The 15,346-nt window shown below is 66.6% G+C and carries 19 protein-coding genes; 14 read left to right on the top strand and 5 right to left on the bottom strand.

What is annotated here, in order from left to right; genetic code table 11:
- The first annotated feature begins 208 nt into the window (after positions 1 to 208).
- The 5 genes from O7627_RS07065 (at position 209) to O7627_RS07045 (ending at position 4,059) form a co-directional block, all read left to right on the top strand.
- Complete coding sequence (locus O7627_RS07065; RefSeq protein ID WP_278092693.1) at positions 209 to 1,081, top strand: citryl-CoA lyase; 873 nt, start codon at positions 209 to 211, stop codon at positions 1,079 to 1,081.
- A 50-nt stretch (positions 1,082 to 1,131) separates the two neighbouring features.
- Positions 1,132 to 1,932 (top strand): IclR family transcriptional regulator C-terminal domain-containing protein, encoded by an 801-nt coding sequence (locus O7627_RS07060; RefSeq protein ID WP_278092692.1) that lies wholly within the window; start codon positions 1,132 to 1,134, stop codon positions 1,930 to 1,932.
- A 111-nt stretch (positions 1,933 to 2,043) separates the two neighbouring features.
- On the top strand, positions 2,044 to 3,222 hold the full coding sequence (locus O7627_RS07055; protein ID WP_278092691.1) for a CoA transferase: 1,179 nt from the start codon (positions 2,044 to 2,046) through the stop codon (positions 3,220 to 3,222).
- 232 nt (positions 3,223 to 3,454) lie between these two features.
- The gene (locus tag O7627_RS07050) at positions 3,455 to 3,667 is read left to right on the top strand and encodes a hypothetical protein (protein WP_278092690.1); all 213 of its coding nucleotides are present in this window, start codon (positions 3,455 to 3,457) and stop codon (positions 3,665 to 3,667) included.
- Entirely contained in the window at positions 3,658 to 4,059 is a 402-nt protein-coding gene (locus tag O7627_RS07045) for a type II toxin-antitoxin system HicB family antitoxin (RefSeq protein ID WP_278092689.1), read from the top strand. The genes O7627_RS07050 and O7627_RS07045 overlap by 10 nt, the downstream gene beginning before the upstream one ends.
- 57 nt (positions 4,060 to 4,116) lie before the next feature.
- Here the strand turns inward: O7627_RS07045 and O7627_RS07040 are convergent, their stop codons facing one another.
- Both O7627_RS07040 and O7627_RS07035 read right to left on the bottom strand, forming a co-directional pair.
- Positions 4,117 to 4,491 (bottom strand): hypothetical protein, encoded by a 375-nt coding sequence (locus tag O7627_RS07040; protein ID WP_278092688.1) that lies wholly within the window; start codon positions 4,489 to 4,491, stop codon positions 4,117 to 4,119.
- 58 nt (positions 4,492 to 4,549) lie between these two features.
- Positions 4,550 to 5,194: a hypothetical protein gene (locus O7627_RS07035; protein ID WP_278092687.1), complete on the bottom strand. Its 645-nt coding sequence runs from the start codon at positions 5,192 to 5,194 to the stop codon at positions 4,550 to 4,552.
- 183 nt (positions 5,195 to 5,377) lie between these two features.
- Here O7627_RS07035 and O7627_RS07030 point away from each other — a divergent pair, with 183 nt between their 5' ends.
- The gene (locus tag O7627_RS07030; protein WP_278092686.1) at positions 5,378 to 5,740 is read left to right on the top strand and encodes a hypothetical protein; all 363 of its coding nucleotides are present in this window, start codon (positions 5,378 to 5,380) and stop codon (positions 5,738 to 5,740) included.
- Between the two features lie 215 nt (positions 5,741 to 5,955).
- The gene (locus O7627_RS07025) at positions 5,956 to 6,312 is read left to right on the top strand and encodes a hypothetical protein (RefSeq protein ID WP_278092685.1); all 357 of its coding nucleotides are present in this window, start codon (positions 5,956 to 5,958) and stop codon (positions 6,310 to 6,312) included.
- Between the two features lie 205 nt (positions 6,313 to 6,517).
- Here the strand turns inward: O7627_RS07025 and O7627_RS07020 are convergent, their stop codons facing one another.
- Positions 6,518 to 7,171 carry a hypothetical protein gene (locus tag O7627_RS07020; RefSeq protein WP_278092684.1) on the bottom strand — a complete coding sequence of 218 codons (654 nt, stop codon included), beginning with the start codon at positions 7,169 to 7,171 and terminating at the stop codon, positions 6,518 to 6,520.
- Positions 7,172 to 7,498: 327 nt separating this feature from the next.
- On the bottom strand, positions 7,499 to 9,070 hold the full coding sequence (locus O7627_RS07015; protein WP_278092683.1) for a restriction endonuclease: 1,572 nt from the start codon (positions 9,068 to 9,070) through the stop codon (positions 7,499 to 7,501).
- Between the two features lie 360 nt (positions 9,071 to 9,430).
- Between O7627_RS07015 and O7627_RS07010 the strand changes: the two genes are divergently transcribed.
- The 3 genes from O7627_RS07010 (at position 9,431) to O7627_RS07000 (ending at position 10,963) form a co-directional block, all read left to right on the top strand.
- Positions 9,431 to 9,955: a hypothetical protein gene (locus O7627_RS07010; RefSeq protein WP_278092682.1), complete on the top strand. Its 525-nt coding sequence runs from the start codon at positions 9,431 to 9,433 to the stop codon at positions 9,953 to 9,955.
- Positions 9,927 to 10,280 (top strand): ATP-grasp domain-containing protein, encoded by a 354-nt coding sequence (locus O7627_RS07005; RefSeq protein ID WP_278092681.1) that lies wholly within the window; start codon positions 9,927 to 9,929, stop codon positions 10,278 to 10,280. The genes O7627_RS07010 and O7627_RS07005 overlap by 29 nt, the downstream gene beginning before the upstream one ends.
- Positions 10,281 to 10,444: 164 nt before the next feature.
- Positions 10,445 to 10,963: a DUF4279 domain-containing protein gene (locus O7627_RS07000; RefSeq protein WP_278092680.1), complete on the top strand. Its 519-nt coding sequence runs from the start codon at positions 10,445 to 10,447 to the stop codon at positions 10,961 to 10,963.
- Between the two features lie 96 nt (positions 10,964 to 11,059).
- Here O7627_RS07000 and O7627_RS06995 read toward each other — a convergent pair whose 3' ends face one another.
- Positions 11,060 to 11,551, bottom strand: a complete 492-nt coding sequence (locus O7627_RS06995; protein ID WP_278098188.1) for a YfbM family protein — start codon at positions 11,549 to 11,551, stop codon at positions 11,060 to 11,062.
- A gap of 443 nt (positions 11,552 to 11,994) precedes the next feature.
- Between O7627_RS06995 and O7627_RS06990 the strand changes: the two genes are divergently transcribed.
- The 4 genes from O7627_RS06990 (at position 11,995) to O7627_RS06975 (ending at position 15,317) form a co-directional block, all read left to right on the top strand.
- Complete coding sequence (locus O7627_RS06990) at positions 11,995 to 12,330, top strand: hypothetical protein (RefSeq protein WP_278092679.1); 336 nt, start codon at positions 11,995 to 11,997, stop codon at positions 12,328 to 12,330.
- A gap of 414 nt (positions 12,331 to 12,744) precedes the next feature.
- Entirely contained in the window at positions 12,745 to 13,341 is a 597-nt protein-coding gene (locus O7627_RS06985; RefSeq protein ID WP_278092678.1) for a hypothetical protein, read from the top strand.
- Between the two features lie 193 nt (positions 13,342 to 13,534).
- Positions 13,535 to 13,786, top strand: a complete 252-nt coding sequence (locus O7627_RS06980) for a hypothetical protein (RefSeq protein WP_278092677.1) — start codon at positions 13,535 to 13,537, stop codon at positions 13,784 to 13,786.
- Between the two features lie 613 nt (positions 13,787 to 14,399).
- Positions 14,400 to 15,317 (top strand): 5,10-methylenetetrahydrofolate reductase, encoded by a 918-nt coding sequence (locus O7627_RS06975; protein WP_278092676.1) that lies wholly within the window; start codon positions 14,400 to 14,402, stop codon positions 15,315 to 15,317.
- Positions 15,318 to 15,346: the final 29 nt, after the last annotated feature.

Raw genomic sequence — 15,346 nt, 5'->3', positions numbered from 1 at the left:
GCCCCTCTCCCGGACGCTCGTCCGCTGAACGGTCGCGGTGATGGGAGTCACCATGGCCATCGGGTGGCCCTCGTGTCAAGGGTTGGCACCGAACCCGTTTCACCGACGTTTCGTGTTGACAGTTTCACCAGCTCAGATGGGCTTGCGGGAGATGGCGACCCGGTCTAGCGTCTTTACGGACAGATGTCCGCTAGGCGGTGGGAGCGAGATGAGTGGTAGCGAGACGGGGACAACCGGGCAGCCGGCGACCGGCTACCCCACCGGCATCGGCACCTCGGACCTGACCACCATCCGGCTGCTCGGCCACGACCTCGCCGCCGACCTGCTCGGCCAGGTCTCCTTCGGTGAACTGGCGTTCTGGCTGGTCGCCGGCGCGCGGCCGACGCCCGGACAGGCCCGGATGTTCGAGGCGGTCCTGGTCGCGCTCGCCGACCACGGCTTCACCCCGACCGCGATCGCCGCCCGGCTGACCTACCTCAGCGCGCCAGACTCCCTGCAGGGCGCCGTCGCGGCCGGGCTGCTCGGCGGCGGCTCCCGCTTCCTCGGCGTCACTGAGGACACCGGCCGCTACCTCGCCGAGATCCTGTCCAGCGCCGCCGACTCGACCGGCACCGCGGGCCCGGCCCCGACCGCCGGCAGCCCGGCCGGCTCTCAGAAGCTGGATTTCGACGCGCTGGCGCGGCGCGCGCTGACCGCCAGCCGGGACGCCGGGCGAAAGGTGCCCGGCCTGGGGCATCCGGTGCACAAGGACGGCGATCCGCGGACCCCGGCGATCATGCGGATCGCCGAGGAGGAGGGGGTGCTCGGTCCACACCTGCGGCTGTTCGCGGCGATCGGCCGGGTGCACCCCGAGATCCTGGGCCGCACGCTGCCACTCAACGGCGCGGGCGTCTGCGGCGCCGCGCTCGCCGACCTCGGTTTCCGGCCGGAGATCCTGCGCGGTTTCGCCCTGCTGGCACGGACGGCCGGGTTGCTCGGGCACCTCGCCGAGGAGATGCGCCAGCCGGTCGCCGGCCGGATCTACCAGTCCGTCGACCGGGCCGCGCACTACGTCCCGCCGGGATCGGACACGCCGTGGTAGTACCCTCGCTGCAACAATCGACGGCCCAGGCGGCGGGAGGCAGGGACGGCGTGCGCGGTGAGACCGGCCCCGACTTCATCGAGGCGCTCGCCCGCGGACTCGACGTCCTGCGCTGCTTCCAACCCCGCCAGCCCCAGCTGACCCTCAGCGAGGTCGCCGCCGCGACCGGCCTGGCCCGGCCGACCGTACGCCGGATCCTGCTCACCCTCGACGAGCTCGGCTATGTCGCCACCGCCGAGCGCGGCTACCGGCTCACTCCGCGGGTGTTGGAGCTGGGGATGGCCTACATCAGCTCGCAGGGTCTGTGGGAGCTGGCCCGGCCGCACCTGGAACGGCTGGTGGCACAGAACAACGAGTCCTCGTCGATGGCGCAGCTCGACGGGTCGGACATCGTCTACGTCGCCCGGGTGGCCGTACCCAAGATCATCACCCTGGCGGTGACGGTCGGGACCCGGTTTCCCGCGCCGGCCACCTCGCTGGGCAAGGTGCTGCTCGCCGGGCTGCCGGCCGACCGGTTGCGGCAGGTGCTCGCCGAGCCGAGCCGGTCCGGGATCACCCCACGCTGGCAGCCGACGGTCGAGGAGCTGGAGCCGGCGCTGCGGGAGGTCCGGGCCCGCGGCTGGGCACTCACCGACGAACAGCTCGCGCCCGGCATCCGCTCGGTGGCCGCCCCGGTGCGCGACGGCGAGGGCCGGGTCATCGCGGCGATGAACGTGACCGTGCACGCGGCCGAGACATCGGTCGAGTACCTCACCGAACACCACCTGCCGCCGCTGTTGCGCACCGCCGCCGAGGTCAGCGCCGACTGGGCCGCCTGGCAGGACGTACCCCGGGTGGTTCTGTCCCGCTAACGGCCCCACGGACCGCAAGCGGCGCGACCCGCCGCCGACAACCCTGACGATCCGCCCAGCAAACGCCGAGACGAATCCGCCGGCGAAGCCAAGACGAAGAGGTGGACCCGTATGTCTGACCCGATCGATCCGCCGACCGTGTCCACGCCGGGACCGTTGACCGGCCTGCTGGTCGCCGACTTCTCCCGAATCCTGGCCGGTCCGTACGCCACGATGCTCCTGGCCGACCTGGGCGCGACCGTGATCAAGGTGGAGGGTCCGGCCGGCGACGACACCCGGACCTGGGTGCCGCCGGACCGGGACGGGGTGTCGACCTACTACCTGGCCATCAACCGGAACAAGCGGTCGGTGACGCTCAACTTCGCCGACGACGGCGACCGGGCCCTGGCCCAGGAACTGGCCGGCCGCGCCGACGTGCTGATCGAGAACTTCAAGCCGGGCGGGCTGGCCCGCTTCGGCCTGGACTACGCCTCGGTCAGCGCCGGAAACCCGGCCGTCATCTACGCCTCGATCAGCGGGTTCGGCACCGCCGGTGGCGCCTCGCTGGCCGGCTACGACCTGCTGGTGCAGGCGATGTCGGGGCTGATGAGCCTGACCGGTGACCCGGCCGGTCCGGCCTACCGGGCCGGCATCTCGGTCTTCGACGTGATGTCCGGGATGCACGCCGCGATCGGCATCCTGGCCGCCCTCAACCACCGCAACCAGACCGGCGAGGGGCAGCACGTCGAACTGAGCCTGCTCGCCTCGGCGCTCTCCGGGCTGGTCAACCACACCTCGGCGTACGTGGCCGGCGGGGTGGTACCGACCCGGATGGGCAACGCCCATCCCAGCCTGTTCCCGTACGAGCCGTTGCCGACGGCCGACAAGGAGCTGATCGTGATCGCCGGCAACGACGGCCAGTTCCGCCGCCTCTGCGCAGTGCTCGATCTGCCGGATCTGCCGGACGACCCGCGCTTCCTGCACAACCAGGATCGCACCCGCAACCGGGAGGAGCTGCGTCCGCTGCTGGTGGAGCGGTTGCGGACCCGGCCGGCAGACGAGTGGTTCCGGGAGCTGACCGAGGCGGGCATCGTCTGTGGACCGATAAACAACATCGACGACGGGGTGAAGCTCGCCACCGACCTCGGCCTGGACCCGGTCGTCGAGATCGACACCGTGCCCGGCATCCGCAACCCGATCACGTTCTCCAGCACACCGGCCAGCTACCACCGGCCGCCGCCCGCGCTCGGCGCCGACAACGACGAGGTACGGGCCTGGCTCGCCCGGGACCGCAGGGACCAGCTCCCGTAGCCGAGACCGCAAGGGTGCCGAACGATACAACGTCTGGCCCATTGCCTCGCCCGCCATTTTGACGTCCTATACGGCACGCTCTGCGCTGATACCCCGGCCGCCGCCCGCTCCAAACCTCTCTGGACGCACGGATCTGCCGATGAGAGCGTGTCGGTGGACGGAAGATGTATCCCGATCGGCTCGCCGTCTAGCTGGTTTTACTTGATCTATCTAGCGGACTAGGCTAGAGTCCATGAAGCGGGTCGACCTCATCAAGAAGATCGGTGCAGCGGCAGCCAAGGCGGGCAAAGAATTCGTGCTGCTTCGGGAAGGCGGTAGTCACTCGATCTTCAGGTGCGGCGGCGAGAAGATCGTCATACCCCGACACAGAGAAATCAACGAACATACCGCGCGAGGCATCATGAGCGACCTCGATGACCAACTTGGGGAGGACTGGTGGAAATGACGACCTACTCCGTGTCCTGCCGGCGGGTCGGCAACTGGTGGGCCATCAGCGTGCCCGAACTCAAAGGCGTCCACACCCAGGCCCGCCGGCTCGACCAGGTCGCCACCATGGCGCGCGAGGCGATCGCGTTGCTGCTCGAGATCGACCCGGCCGCAATCAACATCGAGGTACACCCAGAGCTTCCCGGAACAGTCGTGGCAGCACTGGACGCCAGACGGACCGCTCGGGACGCCGACGAGAAGGCCGAACAAGCGACCACAACAGCCGTACGGGCACTCCTGAGCGACGGATATACCGTCCGAGACGCGGGCGCTCTTCTGGGATTGTCGCCCCAACGCATCTCACAGATCGCCGCCCAGAACACCACGCGTCCCACCTCAAGCGCGGCGTAGGAACTGCCGGACCACGTTGTTCTGCCGCAGATCGCGCTAGACATAACGCCTGGAAGGTCACTCCCCGGCGATCGTCGAGGTGTCTCGGCCCGGGCCTTCGCATCGGACGCCGGCACTTGTGATGTCTCCGCTGCTCACCAGTTCTCGGATCGCCGAGGTCATCGCCGGTACCCCTGCTTCCGGCACGATCAACTGGTCGGCGGTCCAGAAGTAGCTGCCGTTCGCAGCCTCACCTGTCTCCCTCCACCGCGCCAACAAGCGGCCGACCTCATCGACGGTGAGGATTGTCAGTGCCCAGGTGGAGCCGTCAGGAAGGTCAACGAACGCGTCAACGTTGGCCACCGTGTCCACGGTGTCCGTGTCCACATCGAGCAGGAACCGCGCCACGAACGTCGGCTCGGTGATGGTGGTGTACGGATCGCCGGTGCCCATGGACGCCATCATGACGCACGACGCACAGCATCCCCATTCACCGCAGACCGAGGTGTCGTTACGAGCGGACGAGATCGTAGGCCCGCGCCAGGTCATCAGCCCAGGACATGTCGTGGTCACGCTCAAACGCCCGATACAGCCGGTCGCGGACCGTCTCGCGGCGCAGCCAGGCCGCCAGCGTGGCCGACCTCCGGTCCACGAAGACGGGTCCGTTCACGGTGTCGGCCAGGTGGCGATCTGCCGCCGAGTTGAGGACGAGGTCCCAGACGTCGAGGAATCGTGTGACGTTCTCACCGGCGGCGACGACCGCGTCGAGGAAGGTGGCCGGGTCGAGGAACGACCCGACCTGCGACGGGTACGTCGCCAGCAACGGCCGCCACACAGCATCCAGGTAGCCGTCAATGGCGTCCTGCTCGGCTTCGGGCCAGCCGCGCCACCGCTCGCGAGGCAGCTTGCCCAACACGATCGCTGGGTCGAGTTCCCCGGAGGTGACCATGCGCTCCAGCAGCAAGGGCAGCAGATGCTTCAGGTCGTCGCGGCCGCCGACCGTATTACCGAGGCTGATGGCCAAGGAGAACAAGTCATGATCGTCGACCGACGCAGGTCCCCGGCAATGCGGACAGCCATCGAGCACCGCCCTGCCCGGGTACCGGACGAACGCCTCCCGGAGTCGTGCCAGCGCCGCAATCAGATCGCCGTCCACCCGCCGATCCTCGCAGCCCGCACCCGCTCAACGTGAACTGCTCCACCTGGGCGACCCCCGAACGGATCGGACTTGATCACGTATCCGCTCATGCCGCCGGTCGCGCGCCCACCAGTGCCGACACCTACGTCACCTTCGGTAGCTGCCGAGTCGGGCGTAGGTAGCTGCGAGGGGTGCCCCGACGTGCCGGTCAGCGTCAGGCAGGTTGTGCACATGGAGAGAAGGGCTGACAGTGCACGTGAGGCTCGCTTGGTCTCTTTGCTGGAGCACAACATCAGGACCGAACTCCAGGTGGCGAACAGCGCGTTGGAGTTGGGTCTCAGCGACTCCACTATCGAACGGCTGATGGAGGGTGTCACCTCCGGCCTGCTGTATGCCTTCAACATCGACTGGTCGCCCGACTGGGTGAAGCCTGGACAGGTGCACACCTGGGAAGAGGGCGGGGCGTTCTTCGCCCGGTGTTCTGGGTGCCTGCGAGATTCTCCGCCTGCTGACAGCCGTCTGTCAGCAGAGGACTGGGCGCGTCAGCACGAGGCTCTGCACTGACGCCGTTCTCCGGCCCGACACAGCGCGCGTAAGGATCCTCGGCCGTTGCGCCGTCGAGACGAGCCGCAGTCCCGTCCTACATTCGCCCTAACCTACTGGCTCTCCTTCAGGTGGCCCACCCCAAGATCGGGCACACACATCTGCCGCCGACCGCGGTGTGCCGTCACGGCCAGCGCCGGGTCCAGCCGGCGCTAGAGACGTGTAAAGATCAACGAATGAGCTATGACCTTGCCATCTGGGAAGGCGAGCGTCCTGCCGACAACGAGATGGCTGGCCGGATGTTTGCCTCGCTGTACTTGCGCTACATCGACTCCGACGATCTGCAGCCTCCGACGGATCGTATCCGCGCGTACGCCGCCGCATTGCTGGACCGCTACCCGGACATCGACGACGACGCCGGAGCCGACAGTCCGTGGTCAACAGCACCACTCGCCAACGAGGCTGTCGGACCGCTGATGTACTTTCCCATGGTTTGGAGCAGGTGCGAGGAAGTCTCTGCCTGGGCGGCTCAGCTTGCTGCCGAACACGGACTGGTTTGTTACGACCCACAACTTGAATGCCTTCGGCCGTAGAGCCCTTCGGATCCTTACTCTTCTGCCGCGCGCCGCTCACTACGCACCGTCACCTCGTCGGAATTTCCGTCCGGCCAGACCTGCCGAGTTCAGATTCAGGGCGTCGGCGCTATCCTGCGGACTCACCGGAGTGAGTCCTGTCGGACTCGGCACGTGCTGCGGATGCCTGGTTGCCCGGGGAGTCGGTTCCTATGTAGGCGACCTGCTACTGCCGGACCGTGCCGGACGGGCGCCACCAGGTTCGGACTGTCGACGCAGCGACGACGACAGGCGTGAGTACGACGGCCAGTGCAAGCCCGCTGCGGAAGTCACGAGGTAGCCAGAGCACGTTGTCACCGATTCCTGCTGCATGTGCGAGCAGTGCCAAGCCGTAAACCGATCCGAGCGCCGCTGCGGTCACACCGGCCCGGCGCCACAGCTTCGCCTCGGTACGTAGCGGAACGGGCCGCGGGATTCGCGTGGGCGCCGGAACCACGTTCGTTGCCTCGACGGGTGCAGGCGCCGCGCCAGTGAGGTCGGCCACAACTCGGAGCAGGCCGCGGACCACCCAGGCCAGTGGCGGGAAGACGAACAACATCACGCCCGTGCCGTGCACTGTCCAAGCGCCCGCCAGAGTGGGGCCACCCCAGGCGTCGTAGTAGGTGCTGGCCCAGACACTTCCATCGTGGCCGCTCAAGCCGAGGATCGACCGCAGCGGGTAGCCCACGTTGATCAGGACCAAGCCGGTGAGCACGGTCGTGATGGCAACAGCTGCCACGGCGAGCGGCAGGGCGAGCAGCCCACGCAGGAACCGACGGGACACCATCGTCCGCGTGGCTGACGGTACCGCAGTCACCGCCGCACCGAGCTTGCGCCACATGATGGCTCCGTACGTCTGTCGGACGTAGCGGCGTAGTGTCCGCGCGATTCCTTTCGTCATGCTTGCCATCTTTCGCTGCCTCGGTGGCTGTGAACATCGGGATTCTCCCCTAACTCGTCCCGGAAGAAATCTTCGGGTTTGGTACCGGCGTGAGAGCAAACGCATGCGGCCGACGCAGCCAGCCCGGGCGTCCGGATCTGCCGCGATCCGCTTGTTACAAGGAGTGACGAGCCGGTCTGATCGCTGGCGTGCATTGGACTGCGGGGGACCTCGTTTTGCTCCACGGCAGCCGCTCAAGCTGCCCGATCAGCCCGTGTGGGGTTCTTGTCAGATGCCTTGTGGTGGCCCGAGGGCTCGAAGCGCTGCTACGAGGTCGGCTGGCACGGTGAAGTGGGTTGCTTGGACTCCGTGGTCATAGCCCGTTTTAAGCGGATACTCGATTTCTTCGGGGATGCGGCCTTGTTCGATGAGGGTGGCTGTGATGCGGTTGGTGGGCCGTGTGAGGCCGCGCAGCGTCCGGTCCGCTGGGAATTCGGCGATCGCGTAGACCTGTTCCCGTTCGAGCCGGCCGTTCTGGCGCGCAGCGGTACGGATCAAGGCTGCGCGCATCGGGGAGGAGTTGTCGAGCACACGCATCAGCTCCGCAGCTGCACTCGCTGACCAGCCTCGAACGTCACGTGGCACCCGCTCTGCCGGGTCTGCAATCACGATCTGCGGCTCGGGACGTCTGCGGTGCCGAGGTTCTGCCGGGAGGTTGCGTCGCAGGTACGAGGTATCGGCTGCGTCAGTCCCGGCGTCGCCTTGAGACTGCTGGTCGTCCTCCGAGGCGGGCCGGGGAGGTGCTTGCACGGGTTGGTATCGCAACTGGACCAGCCGGTTCTCCAGGAACAGGCTGATCGTTGGTAGTAAGGTCCGTCTCGCGTCTGCTGCTCGCCGGCGTTCCTGTTCGGGCGCGGAAAGCAGCCAGGTCTCGAGGGCGCCGGGGAGGCCGAACGACAGCCGGAAAGCTTCAGGATCCTCGGTGGGGGTGATGGTCCAGTCCCCGCGGGCCCCTTCGCGGCCGAAGCGGATATCTACTGGGATGTCCGAGCCGTGGTCGGCGATGAAGGTCTCGAAGTCGTTCATGCTGTCGGGGTGCATGGCCAGGATGAACGGCGCTGCGGGGAAGCCCAGGATGAGCCCTTCTCCGCTGGACGAGTCCTGCAGTTCGGCGGTCGTTCGGGCCGCCCAGGACGCCAGCTCCTCTGTCGGAAGTCCGCCGCCGGCGTCGTCGGTGGGCTTCTCGGCCATGGTCAATTCGGCTCCTGCGTTGCCGAAAGCGGTTCGTAGTGCCGTTCGTGCTTGCCGGAGGGGGAAGGTGGTGAGGCCTGTGGCGATGGCTGTCATGAGGATGAGGTTCGCGGCTCTTTCCACGGTGGTGATGAGGGGTTCGAACGCGGGCCCGGACAGGTCGACGAGCGAGATTTGTTGAGCGAGCGCGTAGCTTTGCGCTTCCTTCTTGAAACCGGCCGCTGAGAACAGTGCGTAGCGGTACTGGTACCGGCGTAGCGGATGCCGGTACGACGTCGATAGTTCGGTTGAGTACTGCTGGTTCACGTCGTCAATGACGCCGTGGGCGTTGCGCACCTCCGCCAGACCGACCTTCGAGCCGCGGTTCTTAGCCTCGACGAACAGTCGAACAGGTAGTGAGAACGGTGTCGGCACCAGCAGGTCACCCAGCACGTCGGCTTGGTGATCAGCGCCCCGGCCGCGAACCAGCAGACCGTGTCCCGCCTGGCATAGGGCCTGGTTGTCAGCGTCTGCGTGCTGCAGGAGCCGGTATCCGTTCGAGCTGAGTAGGAAGGCGATCGCTTCCTCGAGGAGATATCCGGCCAGGGCATCGGCGGAGATCAGCGCCATGGCCTGATCATCGCATGTGGAGGCCGATGGCCGTGGGGCGCACTGCTATGTGGGCGGATGCGTGGCAGGGTGGGCTACCAGCCGGTGTCGTCGTCTTCGTCGGCCCTCTGCCGCTCGTGGATGATCATGGTTTGGATGTATGCGTAGGCCGCTTCGTAGTCGGTCTTGAGGCTGAGGTCGGTCGCCAGCCCTTGGCCTGTGATGCGTGGGCGAGGGCGGAGTTGAGTTCCTGGCTCACACCATTGGCTGTGCCCCAGTGTCCGGATCCGAGGCGTTCACGCTCATGCCGCTCCCCGTGCGCGATGCGGGTGGAATATGGCGTGGAGGTTGCTAGCCGGGTCGGGCACGATGCGGGGTGTGATGCTGCTGGTTTCTGCCGATCCACTGCGACCGCGCCGTCCCGACGAGCATTTCAGGGCGGAGGCGGTCGCCGCTGGTGATGCCGGGCTCGACGTGGCGGTGGTCGATCACGACGCGCTTGCCAGGCCGGGGCGTGCGGATCAGGCGGTGGCGTTGGTGCCCGCCGGCGGTGAGGCGGTCTACCGCGGCTGGATGCTGCGCAGCGAGCAGTACGCGGCCTTCGCGGAGGCGCTGGCCCGGCGCGGCGTGACCCTGCGAACCTCGCCCGAGCAGTACCGGCGCGCCCACGAACTGCCCGGCTGGTACGCCGCGCTGGCGGCACACACCCCCACGTCGATGTGGACCACGGGCGACCTGCGGGCCGACTTCGATCGGGTACGCGTCGAGCTGGGCACCGGTCCGGCCGTCCTGCGTGACTACACCAAGTCGATGAAGCACTACTGGCACGAGGCGGCGTTCATCCCCGGACCTCGCCGATGGCGAGACGGCCTGGAAGGTGGCGAGCCGTCTGCGGCACCTGCGTGAAGACGACTTCGTCGGCGGGTTCGTGCTCCGCCGCTATGAGCGGTTCACCTCCGTCGAGGCGCGTACCTGGTGGGTCAACGGCGTTTGCGCCCTGGTCAGTTCGCATCCAGACACCCCGAACGACGTTCCGCACCTCGACGTGGACCTGGACGCGGTAACACCGGTCATCGCCGCACTCGGCCTGCCGTTCATCACGGTCGACCTCGCCCTCCGCGCCGACGGAGTCTGGCGAATCATCGAGATCGGCGACGGCCAGGTCAGCGACCGCCCGGCCACCACCGAGCCCAGCACACTGATCACCGCGCTGCTCGCCGGCACCAGCTGACTGTCGTATGTGTATCCCAGATCGGGGCATCCTGATCTGCCGCGATCCGCTCGTTATGGAGCGTGATGGACATCAATCGGGTCGGGGTTGGTGCCGGCTACGCGGGCTCTTCCCGGTGATCCTGGTATGGCACGGCGCCGTGGCTTGCCCTACCGTTCACGTCGATGGCCGAAGCAGGGGGCGGGACCGAGGGTGCGGCCGGCTGCGTTCAGCGTGCCTATCTGTATCTGGTCCGGGACGTCGAGGTGAGCGGGCCGCCGTTCGCCTCCAGCGATCTGGCTGCGATGGCGTTCGACCCGGACGAGGTGACGCGGTTGACTGGCCTGCAGCCGACCGAGTCGTCGCGGTCCGGCGATCGGGTGTCGGGCACATCGAGGTTACGTCGGTTCAGTCAGTGGACGTACGAGTTGCCGGAGGTGCGCAGCTACGACACGGAGGAGGTCGTCCTCGCACTGCTGGGCGCCATCGAACCGTACGCCGAGGGAATCCACGCCGCCTGCCGCACTCTGGGGATGCGGGCTGGCGTCATGGTGGTCATCACGATGTACGGCGACCGGGACACCGACGACGGTGGACTTGACGTGTCCACCGCATCCATCGCGTATGGGGCGCAGACCCTGCGGCGGCTGACCCTGCTGGGTCTATCCGTCGAACACGACCAGTATGTTTTTTTGCTCGATTAGCACATGGGAACGCCGTGCAGCTCAACCGCTGCTGGCGTGCTTGGCTGCGACGGCGACGAGTCGCTGTGCGCCTGGGAGATCGCCTTCGGTCTCAGGTCAGGCGAGCAGCACAGCTTGATCGTTGGCCGCAGCTTTGCTGTAGAAGGAGCGAAGCTGGACAAAGTACGACGCGAGGTAGGTGTCGAACACCTCGTTGGTGCGGTCCCAGATGTTGGGGTAGATGTCGGCGGCCGCCATCGCTTTCGGGTCGAACCGGGTGCGCAAGGTGTCGAGGTGCAGCGTGTCGAGGGCGGCGGCTACGGTTCGGACGTTCTCGGGGCTGAGTAGCCGAGCCGGCCCATAGCCGTTGTCCTCGCCGATCTCGTCGCCCCCGAGGATGGCTGCGCCGGCGCCTTCGTCTGTATCCCAAGCCGTCCCGGTGAGTAGGTAGTGGATGGCGTGCCAGGATTTGTCCAAGTCCAATTCGGGGTCTGGCATCGCGGCTTGGTCGTCGTCGAGGTCGCCATACAGCAGCATGTCGACGGTTGTCGGATCATCGAGTATCTGGCGCCACTCGTTGTGCGACAGCCTGCGACCGATCAGCACCATGCTCACGATTCACTTCCATCCCGATCTTCGTAGCGAAGTGCGGATACCTTGACGGCGGGCTGCTACAGCATAGGAGTTGTCGTTGGGCGTGGCGGACAGGGGCGAGGCGACCTCACATGCCGCCAACCGAGCGTCACGGTGAATGATGGACGTGCCGTGGCGATCGACGCGCGGTCGAGCCGAATAGTGGACGTCCATGTCTGGGCTGTCGGGGATGATGGTGGGTGCGGATGGGTGGCGAAACCGGAGGCAGTGGAGTGAACGGAGTGCTTACTAACGATGAACGCCGTGCCGTTCGTTGTGCGCACCAACTCGGGCTGATACTGAGCAGTCACTGGCCAGATGTAGCCGCTCATCTGCTCGCGCAAGGGGCGGAGGGGGAAGCAGTTGCTGAACTCGCCGGCCTGTCTCGGACGGCGTCGCCCTGGTTTGTGGATCAATTGGTGCCCGAGTTGCTTTCCGAACTTGCCGTGACTGAGTTGCCCGCAGACGAGGCCAGCAAGTTGGTTGGGCGTCTGGTTGGGCAGGCGGCAGCCGCGCGAACGGACGCTGACGAGTTCGCGGCGGTCCGGGAACTGGCTCGACTGAGCCCTGACCTCGACTACCCCGATGGTGTTATCGGCGACGCCTACTACGCCGCGGAATGGCTGGACTGCGAGTGCCATGCCGATTCGCCCGAACGGGATGCAGCGGTTGCTCTGGAAACCACCCTACGCGCCAGCGATCCGTTAAACATTGATCCCGGGTTGCTGTCAGCTGTGACCGCCACCGTCGCCTGACGTCAGCCAGACAAGAGCGGGCATCCGGATCTGCCGCTAACCGATCGTCACCATCGGTAACGGCGGTGCCGATCGCACCTTCCAGCTGTGCCGATGATGTTCGCTGTGATGGAGTGTCGATACCATGGGAGCACCAAGCCCTGACCGGATGGGACATCTCATGAGCCTGCGAATCAGGATCGTCGCCGTCGTCGCTCTCTTGGCCGCCACCGCTGTGGTCGCCATCCTGACCCAAGCCCAGACCCTTTGGAATGTCGCTGGGTACACCTGGTCCAACTGAGACGATGTCCCCTCGTCCGTGAGGACGCTCGGCCGGAGAGGGAGCGGTGCCTGTGGAGGGCGCGAACACGGCGAGCTCGGCCAGCAGGCTACTGTCTGGCAGTGACTTACGCCGGGCGCGCATTGAGTCCTGCCGTGGTCGAGGCGTTGCGATACTGGCCGGGTGTCGTGCATGCTGTCGCGCCGGCACCTGTGGACCTCGCGGTTCTGCCGCCCTTCTTCAACGCACTGCTCGCTCAGCTGCCGTGGTGGAACCGTGACTGGCAGGTCACCCAGGTGGAGCCCGCCTACCCGTGTGAGACGCCGTGGCACGGGGCCGGATCCGGAGTTGTCGAGGTGTCGGTGCCTGGAGCGGCAGGTTGCGGTACGGAGCACGTCCTGCCGTTCTCGGGCCGGGTACGGTTTAGGCATGATCGGCTGATCAGATTCCAGGCAAAGCTCGGTGACATGCTGATCGGTCCGAGCGTCGCAGCCGCTGGGGGGCCGGAGCCGCATCCCTTCGGTGCTGTCTTCAGCAGGCTGATGGACCTGCGCGGGATCTCCGTTGTGGAGATGGCCAGAGGAAGCGGTCGATCAATCTCGACGATCAGGGGACTCCGCAGCGGACACCTCAATCCGCAGCGGGAGGTTCTCGCCTATGTCCCTGACGTCTTGAAGGTGTCGGCAGAGGATCTCGCCGCTATTGCTGGACTTGATCCCGACGACGGCGCGGTCGTTGAACGCGAGGGCTGAGCGGCCAAGCAGCAGATGCGCAATGCCGCAGATCGGGCACTACTCGGCGTGAATCGTGGTCTCAGCCCTCCTGCCAGGGTCGAGCTGACCGCAACGCTGCCAGCGATACTGTCGGCTACAGTCGTACCCGACGTCGTCGTGAATCCCTACGCAACGGACGCGAACCACGTCGGCGAGCCAGGAGAGCTTCGCGATGGCGAAGTACGACCCTCTTACCGCATTCCTGCAGCGGCAGGAGCGGGACACGGTCCGGATGTCGTTCCGGCGGCTTGAGGAGATCATCGCCGCATCGTTGCCGCCTACCGCACGGTCCGATCGCACTTGGTGGGGCAACACCTTGAACCGAACCCGCGTGCAGGCACATTCGTGGCTGAGCGCTGGTTGGAAGGTCGACGTCATCGACCTGAGGCGTGAATTGGCGACGTTCATACGCGACCGGTCGTAGCCCTTCGACCCGAGCCGAGCCAGGCATCCGGATCTGCCGCGTGTAGGGCGTGCGGCGCGAAGCCGCGACCGGTTCGCTACACGCTGCCCCGCAGGGGAATCCCTGCAGGTTGACCTCGCCTGTCGCCGCTGCCCATCGATCTACGATCTACGCTTCATGCGTGGAAGGACTGGGCGCGACCTTGCTCGGCCTGTCCTGCTGTGTCGGCGGGATGATCGGAGTGTTGGTTCTGCTTGGCGCAATCACCGCGAACATGCAGGACAAATGATTGCATTACGGACATCGACGCGATTTTACTTCCCGCTTCCCTTGATCCCGTCGTGGACGTTGTCCTCTTCGAGCACGGCGGCGCGCTCGTCTGCCGCCTGTGAAGGGCTTGGGGCCGCCGCAGGAAGCTGAGCGGCCCCTGGACCCGGCCCGGCTTGAACGGGCTGCCACCCTCGCCGATTGCGGGTGCGATCATCCGGAGCCAGCGCACCTTGGGCGAGGACCTGCACAGTACGTGAGTTAGTCATCCAGTCCTGCCTGCGACACCCCTTCGGTGAGGCAGGGCGTCCCCCTGTTGGGGGTGCGTACCACGTAACTCCTTGCAGTGGCCCTATCGTGGGTCCCGATGACCGCCAACCCAATGCTCGCCCGTGCCCGCACCGGCGTTCTCCTGCTCGGTATCACCCCGCCCCGGCGCAACGCCACTCCGGAACGGGTCGCCGAGATCGCTAGCGCCACACTCGCCCGGCTGGAGTCGCTCGACCTCGACGGGCTCGTCCTCTACGACATCGACGACGAAAGTGACCGCAACCGCGACGAGCGGCCATTCCCGTATCTGCCGACGGTCGACCCCGCTGTCTTCCACACCGAGTATCTCGGCCGGTGGCAGCGGCCGGTGGTGATCTACCGATGTGTCGGTAAGTACGCCGAGGACGAGATCGCGGCCTGGCTACGCGCGGCCGATCCGGGGACGATGTCTGGCGTGTTCGTCGGCGCGTCCTCCCGCGACAAGCCGGTGCGTACCAGCCTCGCCCGCGCACACACGCTGCGCGGCGAGATCCGCCCCGACCTGCCGGTGGGCGGCGTAGCGATCACCGAACGCTATACCAGCGGTGGGGACGAGCACCTGCGGATGTTGGCGAAACAGGAGCGCGGCTGCACGTTTTTCATCTCGCAGGTCGTTTACGATGTCGGCGCGACCAAGAGCCTCGTCTCCGACTACTTCTACGCCTGCCGCCCGCGTGGCGTGGAGCCACAGCCGGTGGTCTTCACGCTGTCGGTGTGCGGGTCGCTGAAGACGCTGGCATTCCTGCGCTGGCTGGGCGTCGCCGTGCCACGGTGGCTGGAAAATGCGCTCGTTCACTCATCGGATCCATTGACCGAGTCGCTGAGCCAGTGCCGGGCCAACGCGCGCGAGCTCGCCGACTTTTGTCGCGGGATCGGGATCCCGTTTGGGTTCAACGTGGAGAGCGTGTCGATCCGCAGGGAGGAAATCGACGCGTCGGTGACGCTGGCTGCCGACATCGGCCGGATGCTGCGCTAGTCGTATTGACCAGGTACGTTGGTTGACAC

Source organism: Solwaraspora sp. WMMD1047 (assembly GCF_029626155.1).
GTDB lineage: Bacteria > Actinomycetota > Actinomycetes > Mycobacteriales > Micromonosporaceae > WMMD1047.
Note: the sequence above shows the minus strand (reverse complement) of the source record. Positions and strands in the feature narration are given on the sequence as shown.